General features: G+C 45.2%; 14 protein-coding genes and 1 riboswitch. Of the genes, 8 read left to right on the forward strand and 6 right to left on the reverse strand.

The window, feature by feature from the left end; genetic code table 11:
- The first annotated feature begins 372 nt into the window (after positions 1 to 372).
- The 5 genes from BUB19_RS09005 to BUB19_RS09025 all read left to right on the forward strand — a co-directional run bounded on the left by BUB19_RS09005 (position 373) and on the right by BUB19_RS09025 (position 7,362).
- Positions 373 to 1,086, forward strand: coding sequence for a hypothetical protein (locus tag BUB19_RS09005; RefSeq protein WP_143155972.1), 714 nt, complete (start codon positions 373 to 375; stop codon positions 1,084 to 1,086).
- Positions 1,079 to 3,838 carry a TonB-dependent receptor gene (locus BUB19_RS09010; protein WP_073094161.1) on the forward strand — a complete coding sequence of 920 codons (2,760 nt, stop codon included), beginning with the start codon at positions 1,079 to 1,081 and terminating at the stop codon, positions 3,836 to 3,838. Before BUB19_RS09005 ends, BUB19_RS09010 begins: the two co-directional genes overlap by 8 nt.
- Positions 3,838 to 4,998 carry a DUF4249 domain-containing protein gene (locus tag BUB19_RS09015; protein WP_084097120.1) on the forward strand — a complete coding sequence of 387 codons (1,161 nt, stop codon included), beginning with the start codon at positions 3,838 to 3,840 and terminating at the stop codon, positions 4,996 to 4,998. The genes BUB19_RS09010 and BUB19_RS09015 overlap by 1 nt, the downstream gene beginning before the upstream one ends.
- Before the next feature lie 25 nt (positions 4,999 to 5,023).
- A complete protein-coding gene (locus BUB19_RS09020; RefSeq protein WP_143155973.1) occupies positions 5,024 to 6,634 on the forward strand; it encodes a hypothetical protein in 1,611 nt (536 codons plus the stop codon).
- An 80-nt stretch (positions 6,635 to 6,714) separates the two neighbouring features.
- Positions 6,715 to 7,362 (forward strand): peroxiredoxin, encoded by a 648-nt coding sequence (locus BUB19_RS09025; RefSeq protein WP_073094164.1) that lies wholly within the window; start codon positions 6,715 to 6,717, stop codon positions 7,360 to 7,362.
- A gap of 67 nt (positions 7,363 to 7,429) precedes the next feature.
- Here BUB19_RS09025 and BUB19_RS09030 read toward each other — a convergent pair whose 3' ends face one another.
- From BUB19_RS09030 to BUB19_RS09040, 3 genes are all read right to left on the reverse strand, one after another.
- A complete protein-coding gene (locus BUB19_RS09030) occupies positions 7,430 to 7,735 on the reverse strand; it encodes a hypothetical protein (protein ID WP_143155974.1) in 306 nt (101 codons plus the stop codon).
- Positions 7,736 to 7,962: 227 nt separating this feature from the next.
- Positions 7,963 to 8,190: a hypothetical protein gene (locus BUB19_RS09035; protein WP_073094166.1), complete on the reverse strand. Its 228-nt coding sequence runs from the start codon at positions 8,188 to 8,190 to the stop codon at positions 7,963 to 7,965.
- Positions 8,191 to 8,345: 155 nt separating this feature from the next.
- The gene (locus tag BUB19_RS09040; protein ID WP_073094167.1) at positions 8,346 to 9,419 is read right to left on the reverse strand and encodes a DUF4407 domain-containing protein; all 1,074 of its coding nucleotides are present in this window, start codon (positions 9,417 to 9,419) and stop codon (positions 8,346 to 8,348) included.
- Between the two features lie 323 nt (positions 9,420 to 9,742).
- On the opposite strand from BUB19_RS09040, the gene BUB19_RS09045 reads away from it, so the two are divergent.
- The 3 genes from BUB19_RS09045 (at position 9,743) to BUB19_RS09060 (ending at position 14,242) form a co-directional block, all read left to right on the forward strand.
- Positions 9,743 to 10,390, forward strand: a complete 648-nt coding sequence (locus tag BUB19_RS09045; protein ID WP_073094168.1) for an SGNH/GDSL hydrolase family protein — start codon at positions 9,743 to 9,745, stop codon at positions 10,388 to 10,390.
- Positions 10,391 to 11,560: 1,170 nt separating this feature from the next.
- Entirely contained in the window at positions 11,561 to 12,760 is a 1,200-nt protein-coding gene (locus tag BUB19_RS09055) for an OprO/OprP family phosphate-selective porin (RefSeq protein ID WP_073094170.1), read from the forward strand.
- Between the two features lie 71 nt (positions 12,761 to 12,831).
- A riboswitch (SAM riboswitch) is annotated at positions 12,832 to 12,932 on the forward strand.
- 128 nt (positions 12,933 to 13,060) lie between these two features.
- Positions 13,061 to 14,242 (forward strand): trans-sulfuration enzyme family protein, encoded by a 1,182-nt coding sequence (locus BUB19_RS09060; protein ID WP_073094171.1) that lies wholly within the window; start codon positions 13,061 to 13,063, stop codon positions 14,240 to 14,242.
- A gap of 91 nt (positions 14,243 to 14,333) precedes the next feature.
- Here the strand turns inward: BUB19_RS09060 and BUB19_RS09065 are convergent, their stop codons facing one another.
- From BUB19_RS09065 to BUB19_RS09075, 3 genes are all read right to left on the reverse strand, one after another.
- On the reverse strand, positions 14,334 to 15,782 hold the full coding sequence (locus BUB19_RS09065) for a DUF1501 domain-containing protein (protein ID WP_073094172.1): 1,449 nt from the start codon (positions 15,780 to 15,782) through the stop codon (positions 14,334 to 14,336).
- 10 nt (positions 15,783 to 15,792) lie between these two features.
- A complete protein-coding gene (locus BUB19_RS09070; protein WP_245802816.1) occupies positions 15,793 to 18,972 on the reverse strand; it encodes a DUF1553 domain-containing protein in 3,180 nt (1,059 codons plus the stop codon).
- A gap of 181 nt (positions 18,973 to 19,153) precedes the next feature.
- Complete coding sequence (locus BUB19_RS09075; protein WP_073094174.1) at positions 19,154 to 20,455, reverse strand: efflux RND transporter periplasmic adaptor subunit; 1,302 nt, start codon at positions 20,453 to 20,455, stop codon at positions 19,154 to 19,156.
- Positions 20,456 to 20,467 lie beyond the last annotated feature (12 nt).

Genomic DNA, 20,467 nt, shown 5'->3' on the forward strand with positions numbered 1-20,467 from the left:
TCAGTTTCTTAGGTTACTGGTTTTCCAAGAATCAGGCCAAAAGTATTGTCGGTCCCATTTTTACACCCCAGTAATCCGGACATCGCTTGCCATTTTGATTAACAAGTATGCTTTATTTGATCCACCATCTTAACAGCAAATAATAATTATAAGGGAATGATCCTGTCATCCGACATTTAGTAAAAAGATGCAATCTTTCTGTGGGAAAAACTGGAAGAAGCGTAGGTTCCGGCTGCATATCCGTTGAGCAGCCGGAAAAACAACTTTGTAAAATGAAAGAAATAAAATTTAAATAACTATTCAATACGGGGGAAATTGAACTATATTTAAAAATTATAATAGCGACCGAAAAGAACGCCCTTTGATCCTACCATGAATAACCGACTGTTTTATATTTTAATACTTTGTTTTGTTCAGGTGAATAGCCTTATGGGGCAAAGGGAGGTTAAACCCGCATTTGTCAATCAATACGAAAAAATCATTCAATCCTATCCAGAAATACATACTGGTACGCAATATATAGAAACCAGAAGATCGCTCGACGGTCACCCCTATTATGCTGATGCACAAATGGAAAAGGGTTCACTTTCAATAGACGGATTTGTTTTTAACAATCTTCCCCTCCAATACGAGATATGGGATGACCTGGTCTTGTCATTCTCCGACTCCTTCAAACAAAAAATGATTTTAAACCATGCCAAAATCGATCGATTTGTGCTGTCAGAGGGCAGCGTATTTGTCAAAAAACCTCAACCTGAAGGATACTCCTTTCACAAAAGCGGATTTTACCGGGAAATTGAGAACGGGATAATCGGACTTTATTGCAAGCACCGTAAACAACGAAAGCAGGAAACCTCCACTGCAGAATTGATCAGAAGCTACGAAGAGGTGGAAAAATTTTTTGTGGAAATTAAAGAGCAAATGCTGCCGGTTCCGGCCAAAAGAAAGGTTTTTGCCTTACTGGGCATTGACAAAAAAATCGCAAAAAAACAATTGCGAAAAGAAGGCTTACGCTTCCGGAAACACAAAGAGGCTTACCTACAAGCTTTGGTAACCCTGGCTAATCAGAAAGAAAATAATGACTAAATTTTTCCTCTCCGGCATTTTTATTTTTCTAAGCCTGACTTTCCAGGTCTTCGCCCGGCAGACGGATCAGGAGCGCGTCAGCGGAATTTTTTCTGGCTTATCCTTCGACCGTTTTGCAAAAATGATAGAGGACCAATCTGCTTTCCGTCTCTATTATTTATCCGAAGACGTGGAAGGGCTTGTTGTAAATGTAAATGCCTATGAAAGCCTCATTTCAGACCTGCTTCAGGAAATACTTTCCCCTGCAGGCATCTATTTTACCATAGATAGCCAGCATCGGATATTTCTCAGTAAGGAACGCCCCCTGTCTGTTAACCTGCGCGCTGATTTTTTTAATAGGCAAAAACAGGACGACGCTGACAGTGAAAATACTGCTGGAGATGCCGGGTCAAAGAACCGGAATTTTTCCAAGAACAGGCTGTGGGAAGTGGGAGATGGCAGTACCAGGCCAGAAAGGGCAAATGGCACGATTAGCGGTAGGGTAACAAGTTTTGAATCTGGCGAACCCATAATCGGAGCCCTGGTCTACACATCCGGGCAGGAAGCACGGTCCATTACTGATGAATCGGGTAACTATGTCATTACCTTGCCCAAAGGCCGGCATACACTGATTTTCCAAAACTTCGGGGCTTACCAGGAGCAAAGGCAAATCAATTTGTCAGGCGATGGACGGCTCGATGTTGCTATGGATGACAATATCATCTCCCTGTCCGAAGTTACAGTTACTTCTGAAAAATCCGCCAATATCGAAAGACCCGAAATGGGCCTGGCCAACATTACTGTCCAATCGCTGAAAAAACTGCCGGCGGTCCTGGGCGAGGTGGATGTCTTGAGAGCCGTGCTGACCTTACCGGGTGTGAAAACGGTGGGCGAAGCCAGTGCCGGATTTAATGTACGTGGGGGCGCCGCAGATCAAAACCTGATCTTGTACAACGAGGCGACCGTCTACAATCCCACTCACCTTTTTGGGATGTTTTCCGCCTTCAATCCGGATATGATCGAAAGTGTAGACCTCTACAAAGCCGGTATTCCCGTGCAATTTGGTGGAAGGCTTTCTTCCGTCCTGGATGTAAAAAGCAAATTTGGCAATAAGGAAAAAATTCAGGGCGGTGGAGGAATCGGGTTGATGACCAGCCGCATGTATGTGGAGGGGCCGCTGTCAGCAAACACCAGCTTTGCCATTGGCGGCAGGGGCACCTATTCCAATTGGCTGTTTGGATTCCTGGATGAAGATTCGGAATTCAGGGACAGCAGGGCATCTTTTCATGATTTAAACCTGAATTTCAAACATTCTCCGGATCCAAACAATGAATTCAGGCTTTCGGCTTACTGGAGCCAGGATGCATTTCGTTTTGACAGGGATACTTCCTTCAATTACCAAAATCTAAACATCAATGTGGGCTGGACACATTATTTCAACGACAAATTAGAAGGCCATTTCCACCTGGGCCATGATCAATATGGTTTTGGCATCTTAAGTGAACAGGACCCACTCAATGCTTTTCGTTTCGGTTTTGCCATGGACCAAAGCAGCTGGAAAAACCACTTTACCTATGAGCTCAGCGACAAACACCGGCTTAGCTTTGGTATGAATCATTTGTTTTACAACCTCAATCCGGGAAAACAGACTCCACAGGGCCCTGAATCTATTGTATTAAACGAAAGGGTAAACAGGGAAAAAGCCCTTGAATCCGCATTTTACATCGGGGATGAATTTGAGGTAAACCCTAAATTGCTGATAAACTATGGAATGCGGTATGTTATTTACAATTACCTGGGCCCAAACAGCATCAATGAATACCCCTTCAATTCCATCAGGACCGAAGACACTAAAACCGGCGAAAGCAGCTACGGTGCCGGTGAAATCATCAATACCTACCATGGACCCGAAATAAGGATTTCTGCCAGGTATGCCATAGACAATTTCACCTCCGTCAAAGCAGGTTTCAATACCATGAGGCAGCACTTGCACATGTTGACCAATACGGCGGCCATCGCTCCCACCGACACCTGGAAATTGAGTGATCCTTACCTGATGCCCCAGACTGGAAGGCAGTTTGCCATAGGCTATTTTAAAAATTTCAAAAACAATGTCATTGAAACTTCCGCAGAAGTCTATTACAGAAATATGCAAAACCTGGTAGATTTCAGAAGTGGGGCTACCCTGATCCTGAACAATGATTTGGAGCAGGATGTGCTCAATACCCGGGGCCGGGCCTATGGCATCGAACTGATGGCCAAGAAAACCCAGGGCAAGTTAAATGGGTGGATCAGCTATACCTATTCGAGGTCCCTGCTCCAAACCAATCCCGAAGAATGGGGGGAACAGGTCAATTCCGGGAAATGGTATCCGAGCAATTTCGATCAGCCACATGACATCATGCTGGCAGGAAATTTTGAATTTACCAAAAGGATCAATACCTCCCTCAATGCCAATTACAGTACAGGTAGGCCTATTACCTATCCCGTGGCCAAATTCAATTACAACGGCTCAGAACGGGTATTTTATTCGGATAGAAATGCCTACCGCATCCTGGATTATTTCCGGGTCGACCTGTCTTTCAATATAGAAGGGAACCACAAGATCCGCAAACTCGCCCATGCCTCCTGGTCGCTGGGTATTTACAATATCCTGGGCAGAGCAAACCCGTATTCTGTTTATTTTTCTCCTGTGAATGGAAATATACAGGGATACCAACTTTCCATTTTTGCCAGGCCCATTCCTTTTGTCACTTATAATTTTAGATTCTAATGGCGATATCAGGTAACATAACGTTGTTTTACATCATCGGTATCCTGGTTCTTTGCAATTTGGGATGCCGGGAGCCCTTTTCCCCCGAAATCAGTGATTTTGACCAAAACATACTGGTGGTGGAAGGATATATAGAAGTGGGTGGAGGCACGACTCAGATCCATCTGAGTAGCACTTCCTCCCTGTATGCAGGTGGAGATGCAGGCTTTGTTGTACCTCAGGCAGAACTGACGATCAGGGGAGAAAGGGAAGGAAGCTGGCCGCTGCAGCAGGTGGGCTATGGTGCCTATGAAGTATCAGATTACCTACCGGAAGACCAGTCTTATATCCTGAGTATAAACCTGGCGAATGGGGATAGCTACCGGACAGACCCCATCAGCCCAATGCGCAGTCCTGAATTTGACCTCAGTTTCACCAAAGAAGCCGGAGATGTACAGGTCTATGCCAATACCCGCGGTGATGCACAAAATCAGTATTTTTTGTGGGTATTCGAAGAAACCTGGATGTACCGTACACCGCACATTTCCTACTACAACTATGATGAAACGAGGGGCGGTATGGTCATGATCGACCGGGAGGATTTGACCTACCTCTGCTGGAATTTCAATCGTTCCAGGAGGATCATTCTGGAATCTTCTGCCAGGTACGAAGACAATCGGATTTTTCAGAAGGAGCTATTGACGATAGATAGTCTTTCCGAAAAACTGGGCATCCGTTACCGGATCAATGCCCGACAATATGTTTTAGACAGAGAAGCTTATGTATTCTGGGAAGGCCTGCGCAGGAATTCAGACGATATAGGGAGTATTTTCAGTCCTCTGCCTTCTGCTGTCAGCAGTAACATTTACCATACGCAAAATGCGGACATTCCGGTGATCGGCTACATATCAGCAGGCCTGTCCAGGGAGAAGGAAATGTATATCGATCGCGAAGCTGTCAGCCCATGGCGTACAGTAATTGCTGATTATCAGGGCTGCCAGATCGATACGGTATCCGTAGCCGAGTACGAGGAAAAATTTGGCCGCGGCAATTATGTGCCGCTGTATGAAGATTGTGAGACTTTTCCCTGTTCGGGTTACTTTGCTTCCACAGCAGGCTGTACCGATTGCAGATTGAGAGGAGGAACCACCACAAGACCTGAAGATTGGCAAGATGATTAAAAAGAATAAAAGCTTACGGGTTTTCATGAGCAAAGTCTTTGGCATGGCTACCGGAATGGTGTTAGCCATTGCGTTTCCATTGCCGGCCCAGGAGATTGCTACAATTCCTAAAGAAGATATTGCTGTGCAGCTGTCCAATAGGGTTGTATTAACGGAAGAACTGCTTTGGTTGGATATCAAGGTATGGGCACAAAATGAGCCCAGCCCTTCAAAAGTAATCTACATGGAGCTGTTGGATAGAGAGGGAGTACCTGTAATTCAGGATATGGCCAATTTGAATAAGGGAAGAAGCCAGGCATATCTGGAAATTCCTTCCACCATAAATTCAGACCATTACCTGCTCAGGGTGTATACCAGGATCAGCCCATTTACTTCTGGAAGCGAAGGAGTATTTCAGGGTATTATTGCGATTATCAATCCAGAAAAACCACCAACAATCAGCGATAAACCCCGGACTGTTACCAATAAAGAATTGGAATATCCCGCCTATCCCGGTAGTATCGAAAACAGTTCTTCGGATCAGATCAGACTCACCTTAGCCAAAACCCCATGGACTTCGGTGGTCATCCGTAAGGCCAACCCGACCCTTCAACCGGAAGTAGCCCTGGATTTTGAGAAAATGTATGGACAGATCGACTCAAATAGCCCGCTAATACCTGAGCTTTACGGACATATCATCAAAGGAAGGGTACTGGATAAAACTGTAGATCCGGAGAGATATTATTACCTGACCGCTCATGGCAAACAATTTCATCTTTTTATCAGCAGACCGGACAGTACGGGTACCTGCTATTTTGAAACCGGTAATTTCAGGCATTACGACTATGTGGTCATTCAGGCTTCAGCGGCAGAACGGGAAGTAAACTTTATCCTGGATTCCCCTTTTTGGGAAGCACGGCCCAGTGAAAGCTTTGAACTTCCCGAATTGATCATGAGTCCCGGGGACAGGGTATTTCTGGAAGAACGCTTGTTGGCAAGGGCCAGCCATAATTATTTCCTGGCTCCGGAAAAAGTGCCCCGGGATTCCACTCCTTTTCAGTTTGTAACAGATTTCAGCTACCTGCTTGACGACTACAATCGTTTTGATGACATGGCCACGGTGATCAGGGAATACGTCCCTACAGTGCTGGTAAGGAGCCAGAACCGGAAGACCATTTTCAAGAACTTCAATATTCCCTTTGATGAGGTTTTCCGGGAAAACCCACTGCTATTGATAGATGGCATGCCTGTTTTTGAAAGCGATGATTTTGCCAAATTCAATCCCAAAAATATCCGCAAAATGGATATCATCAACAGAAATTTTTATATCAAGGACCACAGCTTCAGTGGTATGGTGAGCCTGAGTTCCTTTGAAAATGATTTTGGACGTTTTGATTTACCTGAGAAGGCATTGTTTATCGAATACAAGGGTGTCCAACAAAATAAAAAATTTAGAACAGAAATACCGCTAGGGGAAAAGGAATCGCATCTACCGGATTTTCGAAACATCCTATATTGGGGTCATGCAAACGAAGCCGGGCATGAGCTGTATTTTACCCCATCGGCGCTTAAAGGCCCCTTCATCATGAACGTTCAATACAGGGATAGTCTGGAAAGCAACTGGGAAAATAAAAATTACCTGATCGATTTGGAATAGAAGCCGGCTGAGGTGATAAAAATCACAGGTGGAGAATTAAAAATGCTGCAATTTTATGGTATTCATTAAATAAAAATACCATGAACGAAGAAGATATAATGACCATGCCTAGAATAGGCGATCAGGCTCCGGATTTTGAAGCCATGACGACTACCGGTCCCATGAAGTTTTCAGAATACATCAGGGACAGTTGGGCCATACTCTTTTCTCACCCGGCAGATTTCACGCCCGTTTGTACTACAGAAATGAGTGGTTTTGCCCTTGAGCAAAGTTTCTTTGATGAGAAAAAAACCAAATTGATAGGATTAAGTATCGATTCTATCCATTCCCACATCGCATGGGTCAATAATGTCAAAAAGAACACAGGTGTCTTGTTTGAGTTTCCCATCATCGCAGACATTGACATGAAGGTTTCAAAAAAATATGGCATGCTGCAACCAGGGGAAAGTGAAACCGCAGCCGTAAGAGCGGTATTTTTCATTGATCCTAAGGGGAAGATCAGGTTGATCATGTATTACCCCTTGAATGTAGGGAGGAATATGGATGAGATTAAAAGATCGCTGGTAGCTTTACAAACGGCCGACAAGCACAAGGTGGCCGTGCCCCTGGACTGGCGCGAAGGAGATAAAGTCATCGTTCCCCCACCAAAAACCGTAGCAGAAATGCAGGAGCGGGAAAATAGCGATTTGGAAATGGTAGATTTCTACCTGGCTAAAAAAAGCATTTGAATTCGATCAGCGATACAGTAAGCAGGCAGGCTCGAAAAGGGTCTGCCTGTTTATTTAACACCATATATCATTCATAAAATGCATCATCAATTACCCCCAATTCAGGGGTAAATATCAGGTACCTGAACATTTCCTCGTCGTAATCCGGATCAAAAATATTGTTCATAGAGAGGTATAAACCTTTTTTTCCTACAAAGCGATTACTTAAGGTATAAATCTGAAATTTATCAAAAACATGCTCCCCGATAATATTAAGGTCACTATCCAAGACCATCACACCTAAGTAAGGTCGGGATATTATCAAATCTCTGTAATTCAAATCTTCTCCTAATTGATCCATTTCAAAACCAGGAAAGAACAATCTGTAAAACACATTGCGATATTTATCATATAAATTCAAAAAATCGGGTAAATCCATTGTATGTGATTAGAAATTCACCGGAATCAGTTTCAACCAATTGCGTATAACCTGAATTTACTAAGGAAGTACTATCTGCCTTAAAAGTTAAAATTTCCGTTTTAAACTCAAGTGAACGATTTTTACTTTTATTACAGGCAAAAAATAAAAACGCAAAAGAAAATATATAGAACAAGCAGGGATCATTTCCAGTCTTCTTCATGGATGTTTTCACAACAGGATTTTATTGTTTTCTCCATTTCTTCCCCTTCTTCTTTGGTCAAAACCCCTAAAAGATCATAAACAGATGGCTGCTGGACTTCTTTCTGCTTTTCCTTTTTCAATAAAGATTCCAGCTTACCAATGATCTTTTCATCACTAACCGATAACAGATCCTGTATAAAATTTAGTTTTCTGGTAGATACGTCCATTCTTTTTACGGATTTATTCTAATGATGTAAATATAACATTTTTATGGTTATACTTAGTTTCCTTAATTCGTTCCCTCCTACCAGAGGAATCCCAGCCATCCGGACAATGAGTGCTGGCCAGGCTCAGGCAATTCCGGCTACAAATACTAACAGTTTTATTTTTCCCCAAGCATACCCAGTTCAAAATCCACACGTCGCGCCTTTCTTTTATCATACAAGCCATCAAAAACCTCTTTTCTCACTGCGCTATCGCCGGATTTTTTGTACCATTGCTCCTCCCCTGTCAGGACAATGCCTGCCTCATGGAAATCCAGCAACTGATCATAAGGCCCCCTGCTTCCCATCAGCTTTACCAGGATGGGTGCCATCTCAATCATGACAAACAAAAAAACAATCATCCAGTTGGCCCAATAAATGGCCGTATTTTTTAGCATCAAATCCCTGAAAGCCTGTAACCGGGCTGCCAATCCATCATAGGCATCCAGGGAGACCATCTGGTTTTGAAATTCCTGTTCCTTCAATACATTGATTCTCCTGATTTCCTCCTCTAAATCCTGAATCCTGCCCTCATTCAGCTTCTGGGTATATTGGTAATCCTGCTCTGCCTGATCCAGTTGCTTTTCTTTCTTCTCAGCATTAATTCCAATGCCCGCAAGCCCGGTGGTCCCTTCCGTTTTTACGCCAAACCTTTCCTGATCATACTCCACCTGCTTTTGGTTCCGAAAATCCTCCTTTGCGGCAATACCTGCCCTGAGATTTTCGATTTTACTTTCCAATTCATTGATTTCCGGATATCCTGCTGCTATTTTTTCCCGGCTATTTTCTATCGTTGCCAGACGTTGTTCATCCAGTTCTCTGTTGATTTCCTTTTCAAAAATCCGTAGCTCCAATGGTTTGGCAATAACCAGCGCAATCAGCAAAGCCAAAACCAGGCGGGGAAGGGCTTGTTTGAATTCCGGAAAAAATTGATCCTGCTTTTTCAGGGTAGAAACAATATACCGGTCCAAATTAAAAATCATTAAAGCCCAGATCAAAGCAATACCCAAAATCACCCAAAAAGAGGAAAAAACGGTAGACAAGGCATAACTCACGGCCAGTCCCGCAAAAATAGCCGTAAACAGCACCGTTGCGCCAATCCCCATAAACCGGTTGATACTTGCAGGACACCTCCGGACCAATGGCAGGTAAGCTCCGGAACAAAAAATCAGGAATTTTTCGAAATTATTCATGAATAGATAAATGTTTAGCGGAATTCATTTCAAAACGCATACCATGCCTGCTTGTGTATTGATTCGAGAAAAACAATTGTCATTCAAAAACCTATTAAAACCATAAATATTTGATAATCATTTTATTATAATTATTTTATCTGATAAACGACTGGAATTTCCCGATTAAAATATGCTATAAATTGTAAATTTTTATCCTCAAATCGATTCAATACTCAGTTCTGTCCGCTTAATGTGTCCGCTTTTGAGGCAGCCCATATTATTATCTGGTTTTAATATTCAAATTATTGTAGTAGTTTTAGACCTGCATTATACACCAACCTATGAAAAATTTCTTCTACCTGTCCCTGCTGTTTGTTATCAGCAGTTCCCTGGCATTTGCCCAGGACCCTACCCGCTTTTCCGATCAGGTCAGCCAGATCTCCAAAGACTATCCGGCCTCCGATTTCCAATCCTCGGTAGTTTTTACCGGTAGCTCCACTATCCGGATGTGGAAAAGTTTGCAGCAGGATTTCCCGGGTGAAAAAATTGTCAATTCAGGCTTTGGCGGCTCCCAGGCCAGTGATTTACTGCATTATCTGGATGAGCTGGTATTGGACTACAAACCGGAAAAGGTATTCATATATGAGGGCGATAACGACATATCTGCAGGTAAATCTACCGAAGAAATTATCACGACATATAACCTGATCGTAGAACAAATTGAAAATGAATCGCCAAATACCGAAATCGTGCTGATCAGTGCCAAGCCCAGTGTGGCCAGGTGGAATCTGGCCGATGAATACATTGCGCTTAATGCGGCCATGAAAAAGTATGCCCGTGGCAAGAAGAAAGTCAAATATGCTGATCTGTGGAAGCCGATGTTGAATTCAGAAAAAAGACCAATGGAAGATATTTTTTTAAAGGACAACCTGCACATGAACGAGAAGGGGTATGCCATCTGGGCCAAAACCATCGGCAGGTTTTTGTAATTCAAACCTGAGTTTAATTTACGACCATTCTTAAACCCTGCCTCTTTGTCGCTGCACTTTCCACCCATCATCGCGACAATCCCTGAGCGGAGCCGAAGGGAGCGGAGCCGGGCTTCGGCAGGCTCAGCCTAAAAAGGGAGCGATCTGAATAGAAGCGAAGGTATAAATCCATCGAGAATAGGGATTAGGATAGTGATTCGATTTACGTACGGCTTTAGACCGCCGCGGGTAGAAAGGGCTCAAAGATCCCAAAAGGGCACAGCGTTTTGTTTGATATTACTTCGAGTTCTTTGTGCAACCTTTGTGTTCTTTGTGACTCCTCTTAGCTTTTCGTTCCCATTCTCTTCGTCCCTATGTCTTTCCGCCTACCTTTGATGTCCAATGAGTTTCAAAAGCTCATCGTCATGCCTATTTCTGCGTTTTATAAAAAGTTAATTTTCCCTGTGACAGTAGAGCCAGGTATCGGTAAAGATTTCAAAATAAGTAACAATTAACGAATTGATATTTTAAGATATCGCCGAAAAAATCCCCCTTTCCCCCTTAAAAGGGGGATTTGCTAATTGCCGATGACGTATTAAATTCCGATTTATAGAGAAAAACCACCGAAAAAATTAATAGAAATCGAAGAATCATATTTATTTACGCAAAGAGCGTAGGCCCGACAAAAAACCGGGGGTGCGGCAGGTTTGCGGGGGGAAGGATTTTTTTGTCTTGATTTTTTGGTTCTTTTGCATCAAGGCAAAAGAACAGATAATTAAAAGAATAATAGTTGCTTTCGAGGCATAATCCTGGTACCACAAACACCTCTATATTGCAAAAAAAAACCATCCTCATCCCGTTTTTTGCATTTAAGAAAATGTAATTCTCGTGGTGACGACATCCACCGTCATCGCAATATCCGTGTTTATAAAATACAAGGTCTCGGGATGAGGATTTTAATATAAAAGTTAGGTAGACTTCACCTGATTCATCATCCTCAAATCCCGTTTCAACTGCAAAAAACAATTGGACTTTGATTTTGTATCATTAACTTTGTAGGGAAATTAACAATTAGGTAATATTCAATTAATATATGCTTAATCTTACCCCCCTTTGCACCATCCGTAACTTTGTACCTCCCTATCTGAAAAACCTGCCGATTTACCTTTTAGGAATTAATATCCGGCTGGCATGAAAAATAAAATTTGGTTGTTTTTCATTGTGGGGCTTCCCCACTTTGCGTTTGCTGTTCCTGGAGAAAACGATTCTATTCCGAAACAGACTGTCCGCTATGGTTCCCGGGGTTTTCAATTTTCCTCAGCAGATGGCAAATACCAGCTCAATTTTGGCGGCAGGCTTCAGTTTCGTTTTGCCACGCCGAGTGACCAGGATCCGATCACGTATGACGATTTCTTTGAGCAGAAACAAAACCTGTTTAAGATCAACCGGGCGAGGCTTAAGGTGGGCGGACATGCCTACCAGCCCTGGCTGAAATATTATTTTGAATACGAACTTGGTGCCTCAAGATTACTGGATTTCAGGGTAATGGTAGAAAAATGGCCCTGGCTTAGTTTTAAAGTGGGACAATGGAAATCCGAGTACTCCCGGGAACGGGTAATATCCAGTGGCAATCAGCAAATGATGGAGCGTTCTATCATCAACAGACCCTTTACCCTGGACAGGCAGCAGGGCGTCACAATTTATGGCAGATGGGATGGCGGCGGATTGGCGGATTTCAATTATCACCTGATGGTGCTGACAGGAGCCGGAATCGGAGCCAGAAACAATGATGACGAAAAATTAATGTATTCAGGTAGGTTGCAGTGGAACATCCTGGGAGATGGCGTAGCGATGTCCGGTTCTGCATTGACCCATTACAAAAGACCGGTAGCATCGCTGGCCTGGGCAGGGGCTACCAATACCAGTCAGTATACCCGGTATTCCTCTCAAGGGGGAGGGCAACTTGTGGGATTTGAAGGGAGCAATGCCGGGCAATATCAGATCGACCAATACCTGCTGGAAAGTACATTGAAGTACAAAAGCTTTAGCTGGCACAGCGAATTTCACCGAAAAAGTATTTTTGATAACCAACTGCTGGAATTGACAAAATTGCAGGGCTGGTTTGTGCAGGGAGGTTTTATCCTCAATCCTCAGGCGATAGATAAAAAAAAGCCCCTGCTCGAATTGGCTTCCCGATATGCCTTTTTCCAACCCAATCGCGCTCTTCAGAGAAACAATGAAGAAGAGATATCATTGGCCTTCAACTGCTTTTTCAGCGGTCACCAAAACAAACTGACTGCTGACATCACTCATTTTGATTTTGAGCAAAAATCAGTAAACCGTGAGGCGAGCGGCTGGCGCTTCAGGATTCAGTATGATTTTTCATTTTAACTGCCTAAAACCGCCTGCGAATTTGGATAAAAGAGACACAGTCTGTTTATTTGCATAAATTTCAGGTGACTGATTTATGAAGAAGAGGTGAGAGAACAGGCTCTGTGAACCTCTGGCAACCTTCCACTTAAGGGAAAGGTGCCAATACCTGCCCGAATGGGACCGATAAATTAGCCTTTATGATGCAAAAAACACCATTTCCTTCCCCGTTTAAGTTTTCCGATTGCCTTAATCCTATTTCCTGTCGCCAATTTGACCGGCCGGGGATAAGTACGTCCTTTCACCCAGAAATACATATTCATGTCCGAAAATAAGCATTTTGAAACAGAGGCCGTTCGTATCAATGTGTCCTCTTCCGACCAAAGAGAACATTCCGCTCCCATTTACCTGAGCTCCAGTTTTGTTTTTGATTCCGCGGAGCAAGCCAGACAAATGTTTGCCGATGAAATCCCCGGAAACATCTATTCCCGATATGCCAATCCCAATACCAGTGACCTGATCCAGAAGATATGTGCAGCCGAAGGAACAGAAAATGGTGTTTGCACGGCCTCTGGTATGGCCGCCATGTTTGGCAGCATGGCGGCTCTACTGCAACAAGGCGATCATATTTTGGCAGCAAGATCCCTATTTGGCTCTACCCATCAGTTGTTAACTCGGGTATTTCCGAAATGGGGAATTTCCCACACCTATGGAGATATATCTGACATAGCGAATTGGGAAAAATTGCTCCGACCCAATACAAAAATGATATTTATCGAAACGCCTTCCAATCCGGGGCTGGAGATAATTGACCTGGAATACATTGCCAATTTCGCCAATGCCCACAACCTGATTCTGGTGGTAGACAACTGTTTTGCCACGCCTTACCTGCAGCAGCCCGCCAAATGGGGAGCACATATCGTTACCCACAGTGCTACCAAATTTATTGATGGACAGGGAAGGGTGCTCGGAGGTCTTATCCTGGGCAAAAAGGAATTGATCGATGAGGTCCAATTTTTCATGCGACATACCGGACCTTCACTTTCCCCATTCAATGCCTGGGTTTTGGCCAAGAGCATGGAAACACTGGCGGTACGTATGGACCGGCATTGTGAAAACGCCTTAAAAATTGCTCAATATTTTGAAGGTAATGCGGAAGTAGAAATGGTCAAATACCCCTTTCTTGCCTCCCACCCGCAATTCCAGCTTGCAAAAAAGCAAATGCGGCACGGTGGTGGGATCATCACACTTACCCTTAAGGGAGGCCTGGCCAGAGCCAAAAGATTCATTGATCAATTGCAAATGATAACCGTAACGGCAAACCTGGGCGACAGCCGCAGCATCATAACCCACCCCGCCTCTACCACCCATAGTAAACTCAGCGAGGAAGAAAGAGAAAGGGTGGGAATATTGAATGGCTTGGTAAGGCTATCTGTGGGCCTGGAACATGTGGACGATATCATACTCGATATCGAACGGGCTCTGGAAGGGTCAAAAACGTAAATTTTCGGAGGCTTCCAACATATCAACAATAAATTGGGAACCTGCTCATCATACGCTCCTGAATTTCCCTTTGTTTAGACCTGAATTGTAATCAGGAGAGAATACCTTTGACAAGCTTGCCGTGTACATCTGTTAGCCGGTACCGCCTGCCCTGATGTTTAAAAGTAAGCTTTTCATGATCTACGCCAAGCAAGTGTAGCAATGTGGCCTGAAAGTCGTGAACATGAACAGGGTCACGGACCACATTGTATCCCAGTTCATCGGTTTCGCCATAGGAGATACCCTTTTTTACCCCAGCACCGGCCATCCACATGGTGAAGCAATTGGGGTGATGGTCACGTCCATAGTTGTCTGCGGAAAGTCTGCCTTGTGAATAACTGGTCCTGCCAAACTCCCCACCCCATATCACCAGCGTATCTTCAAGCATACCCCTTTGTTTTAAGTCGCGAATGAGGGCAGCGGTGGGTCGGTCCATACTTTGCGCCATTTTTTTGATGTCATTGGGCAGGTTCCCGTGTTGGTCCCAGCCCTTGTGATAAAGCTGTATAAATTTCACATCGTTCTCGGAGAGTTTCCTGGCCAGCAGGCAATTGGCCGCATAGGTACCGGGCTGTAATACCTCAGGTCCGTACATATCGGTAATGTAGGCGGGTTCATTGGAGATGTCCATGGTCTCAGGCACCGAAGTCTGCATGCGGTAGGCCATTTCGTACTGGGCAATTTTCGCATCGATCTCTGCATCTCCGGATTGAGAAGATTCCAGTTCGTACAGCCTCTGAAGGTGATCGAGAAAATTCCTGCGACCAGTACCGGAAATACCCGGTGGATCATTCAGGTACAACACCGGGTCTTTGCCGGATCGGAACTGTACTCCCTGATGCAGGCTGGGTAGAAATCCATTGCCCCAGAGCCGGCTGTAAACCGGTTGCGCACCTTGTTTCCCCTGTGAAAGCAAAACACAAAATGCCGGAAGATTTTCATTTTCCGAGCCCAGCCCATAACTCACCCAGGAGCCAATAGACGGCCTGCCAGGTTGCTGGGAGCCTGTCTGAAAAAAGGTGATTGCCGGATCGTGGTTGATTGCCTCTGTAAACATGGATTTGATCATGCAGATATCATCAGTGATCCCGGCGATATGCGGCAAAAGCTCGCTTACCCAGGCACCGGAGGCCCCATGTTGCTGAAAATCATATACAGAACCTACCATGGGTATGGATTTCTGCCCGGCAGTCATTCCGGTAAGCCGCTGTCCCTGTCGTACGCTATCAGGTAACTGCTCCCCATTCCTTTTTATCAGTTCGGGCTTATAATCAAACAATTCCAACTGAGAAGGACCACCACTTTGAAACAAATAAATGACCCGTTTGACTTTGGGAGAAAAGTGAGTGCCCAGCGGATCATTCAATGCTTCCATACTGCTGGCTTGCAGATCTAAAGGACCAATCAGGGATGAAAGAGCCAGTCCGCCCAAACCAAGCCCCGTTTTACTTAAAAATTCCCTTCGCGAATAGCGGTTGGTATGTTGGCATAAGTGATCCATGCTTACTTTTTTACTTTTTGGTATAAAATTCGTAATGGTTGAACAAGAGGCTGGCCACCATGGTCATGGCAGCAGTTTTTTCAGGTGGAATTCGGGTATCTGCCGGATGCTCTCCCACAGCCAGCAGATCTTTGGCTGCCGCCAAATCCTTTCCAAAACGCTCCAATTCGGACGCGTACAGACTGCTTAGCACGTCTAATTCCTCTCTTTCGGGATCTCTTCCCAGGGAATTCCTTATGCCCACTGTCAACTGCTGCTCCAATTCATCGGATTGAAGCATCCTCTCTGCGAGTACCCGGGCTGCCTCAACCACCTGCGGATCGTTCATTAACACAAGGGGCTGCAAGGGAGTATTGGTTTCCTGGCGGGACACCAGGCACTCCTCCCGGTTTGGCACATCGAAAGTAGTCATTGCAGGAGGTGGGGCTGTACGCCGGATAAAGGTGTACATGCTCCGTCGGTATAAATCTTGACCGGTGTCCTGTTCATAATTGTACAGGAAATAAGAAAATTCGCCTTTTTCTTCCCAAAGACCTGGAGGCTGATAGGGTTTCACGCTGGGTCCTCCTACCTTGTGCACCAATAGGCCACTGGATTTTAGGTAATTGTCCCGTATAAACTCGCCCTGCAACCGGCTCCTTGGCGCTCTTGCCAATAGCACATTGTCCGGGTCCTTTTCCATCAATATTTCGGTGGGTTCAGAGGACTGCCGGTAAGTCGCTGACATGACCATCTTTTTGATCAGGTATTTTACATCCCAACCATTCTCCATAAAGTCCACTGCCAACCAATCCAGCAATTCCGGATGGCTGGGCAGTTGCCCCTGACTGCCAAAATCATCCACCGTGGGCACGATGCCTCTTCCAAATATACGGTACCAATAGCGGTTTACGGTTACTCTGGCCACCAGAGGATTGTCGGGACTGCTCAGCCATTTGGCCAGACCCAGACGGTCTTGTGACCAATCCGGCGAAAAGCCGGCCAATACTTCAGGCACTGCCGGACTGACCTCTTCCAGCGGAGCATCGTAAGCTCCCCTGTCCAGGATGAATGTTTTTCTCGGGCTGGAGTTTTCCTGCATCACCATCACCTCTTCTATTCCTTCCATCAATTTCAATTTACTCGCCCGCCAATAGGAAAGGGAATCCCTTATACCTTCCAGTTCGGCATTTTCCCAATAGTTTTTGTGAACAAGTGCCGCGGGCTTACCGGCCATCGCTTTTCCATCCTCTTCAGAAAACAACCAGGCTACTTCCCATTCAGTCAATGTCCTGTCGTAAATGGACAGATCCGCAAGGCTACCGGTATAGATACCGTCATCACCACTAAACACCCGGTAACTTCTAGCCAGCCGGAGGGCCTTCTTCACTGGTGTATAACTGGTATTGACAGGAAGGATGCTTTTGTACAAATTGTCTTTCTCAATACTTACTTCCGTGAGCTTCCCATTGATGAAAATCCGCAGGCCGCTGGCTTTTCCGGAACCATCGTAGGTAAAGGCTACCTGGGTCCACTTACCGGCGGGAATAGGCAATTCACCTGTAACATGCAAGGCATTGTGGGGAAGGGCATGGATCAATCTGACATTGACCTTATTTGAATGATCCAGGTAAAATTCATATCCCCTCCAGTAGGTGTTTTTATTGCCGATATTCCCTAAGATAAACCTATACGGCTCAATGGTTTCGGGATTGATCCATATGCTGTAGGAAAAGGGCATGTCCATCTCGAATAGCCCGGTTTCCGGTATTTCAATGAAATCGAAATCGTCCTTAAATCGCAATGCGGACCGATCGGCATTTGGAGCGGGAACAGCTTCCGGATTTCCGGAAACCCTGGCTTCCCGGGTCCCTGTTTTTGATAGGGTCGTTTCATTATTATGGTTGTCGAGTGGGAAATCCGCGACCAACCCTTTCTTCAGCGTAACCGGAGGGAGGTTTTCAGCGCTTACCGGCGCATCACTGCTGAGGAGCTTCTGCTGGTCAGCTTCCAGTACCATAATTTTCGCTTTGATTTCAGCGATTTCCGCATCGGTTTTTTCATCTGTAAACAACATCATCGGACCGGCATTCATGTCATCGCCAGTCATGCCAACCTCGTCCACATTGTTGTAGAATGCGGCCAGACTGAAATAATCCTTCTGAGACAACGGATCGAATTTATGGTCATGGCATTTGGCACATTCCATGGTAAGGCCCAAAAATGCCTTGGCGGTGGTCTCAGACCGGTCAAAAACATATTCCAGGCGATATTCCTCATCAATGATCCCGCCTTCGGCCGTCATTTGATGGTTGCGGTTAAATGCAGTCGCCAGGACCTGATCTTTGGTCTTTTCCGGCATCATGTCACCAGCAATCTGCCACTGTATAAATTGATCGTAGGGCATGTTTGACCGAAAAGCATTGATTACCCAGTCCCTCCAGGGCCACATCATGCGGATACCATCGGCATGCAGACCATGGGAATCTGCATAGCGGGCCACATCCAGCCAATCCAGGGCCATTCGCTCGGCATAGGCATCCGAAGCAAGCAAATTGTTTACCACCTTTTCATAAGCTTCCGCAGAGGGGTCTTTTACAAAACGCTGAACCATTTCCCAATCGGGAGGCAAGCCGGTAAGGTCAAATGACAGCCGGCGTATCAGCGTGGCCGCTTCTGCCTCCGGAGAGGGTGTCAGGCCTTCCCTTTCCAGCCGATTCAGGATAAATGCATCCACTTCATTTTTTACCCAATTCTGGTATTTTGAAGCAGGAAGTGCCACTTTTTCAGGAGGGAGATAAGCCCAATGCGCCTGGTACTCAGCTCCCTGCTCGATCCAGCGGATCAGTATGGCTTTTTCCTCGTCTGACAAGCCTAGATTTGATTCCGGAGGTGGCATCTGCACGTAGGGATCTTCAGACAGGATGCGGTGCAATACTTCACTGTTCCCAGGTTTGCCGGGATATACGGCTTTGCGCATCCAATTATCCTGAAGGTTTTGGTAGGCTCCCTCTTCCGTGTCGAGCCTCAGTCCTGCTTCCCGGGTATTCGGATCAGGACCATGGCAGGAAAAGCAGCGATCAGACAAAATAGGTTTTACATGCAGGTTGTAGGAAATTTGCTCCGGTATTTGCTTTTCCTGCAGGCGTACCTTTTCCGGAATATCCGGTCCACAGGATGCAAACAGCAATACGGAGACCGGAATCTGCAACAGAGAAGATTTACGATATAATTTAGAAAAAAGCAGCATTGAAAACGTTCGCAGGATGGCACAATACCAGCTAAAATAATAAAAAATTTAGCGTATTCCAGCAAATGCAGTTAAATTTTAACTGATACCTCTTGTTTTCCCCGCAAAAAATTTGTCATTTAAAACGACGACCACATATAATTTACTTATCGCCTTCAGCAGCGACTAAAGTAACTGGCTTATCATTTTCAAGCTGGGTGCTCACCACAAAGTAGGGACCGGTGATGACCTCCTGTCCTTCCTCCAAACCTTCGAGAATTTCAATATTTTCAAAATCAGATATACCGGTTTTCACTTCCTGAATGCTGGCTACTTCCCCCTTTTTCAAAAACACCAATTCCTTCAAATTTCCTTCCTCCTGTCCTGATGCGTATGTCTGATCGGGCCTGGTAGTCACTGCAGCGAGCGGTATGGAGAGCACGTTCTCTTTCTTATCGGTGATGATTTCCACACTCGCGGTCATCCCGGGTCTGAACGGAAAAGGATTATCTTCACTGATCAGATCCTGATAGGATTCGTTAAGAATTCTTATTCTGACCTCAAATTCCGTAACTGCGTCTGCACTCGCCTTTTCATTGGCAGAATTGGCGATCTGGGTGACCACACCCGTAAATTTCTTTCCACTAAACGCATAAGAGTCTACATCAATCAAAGTGGTATCGTTCATGCTGATCCTTACGATGTCGTTCTCATTGACATTTACCCTGACTTCCATACGCGACAAATCGGCTATTCTGAGCATTTCCGTACCGGCCATCTGCGCCGTACCCACTACCCTTTCCCCGGCCTCTACCAATAAGCTGGACACCGTCCCGTCAGTAGGCGAATACACATTGGTCAGGCGCAGGTTTTCTGAAGCTTCGTCTACAGAGGCCTGGGCACTTTTGACGATATACTCCGCTGCCAGCACAGTCTGCCGGGCAGCTTCCAGATCGTTTTCCGCAGTCAGAAAATCAGCCTTGGCCTGTTCAAAATCTGCATCTGAAATCACTTTGTCCTCGTAAAGTTTCTGGTTTCTGTCATAGGCCAGTTCCGCGCGATTAAATTGGGCCTCAGAGCGCTTCAGGCTGGCTTTCGACTGGGCCAGATTGGCCATTTGTTGGTTGAGATTGGCCTGTGCCCGGTCCAGAGCCGAGATGAAGTTATCAGGCCGGATTTTTACCAGCAGGTCACCAACATTTACGGAATCTCCCTCATTCACATTCAATTCGATGATCTCACCGGCTACATCGGGACTCAGCTTGACCTCTTTCTCCGGCTGAACCACACCGGAGGCACTCACCTTTTCTACAATATCCTTCCTGGAAACTTTTCCCGTTTCCACTGCCACAGGCTTCTCTCCGCCTACCCATCCGGCGCTTTTTGCCACAAAGGCAAAAACCACCAACACCACCACCACTGCCAACAATATAAATAGTAATTTATTTGACTTTTTCTTTGCCATTATATGCTTATA

This window comes from Cyclobacterium lianum (assembly GCF_900143075.1).
GTDB classification, from domain to species: domain Bacteria; phylum Bacteroidota; class Bacteroidia; order Cytophagales; family Cyclobacteriaceae; genus Cyclobacterium; species Cyclobacterium lianum.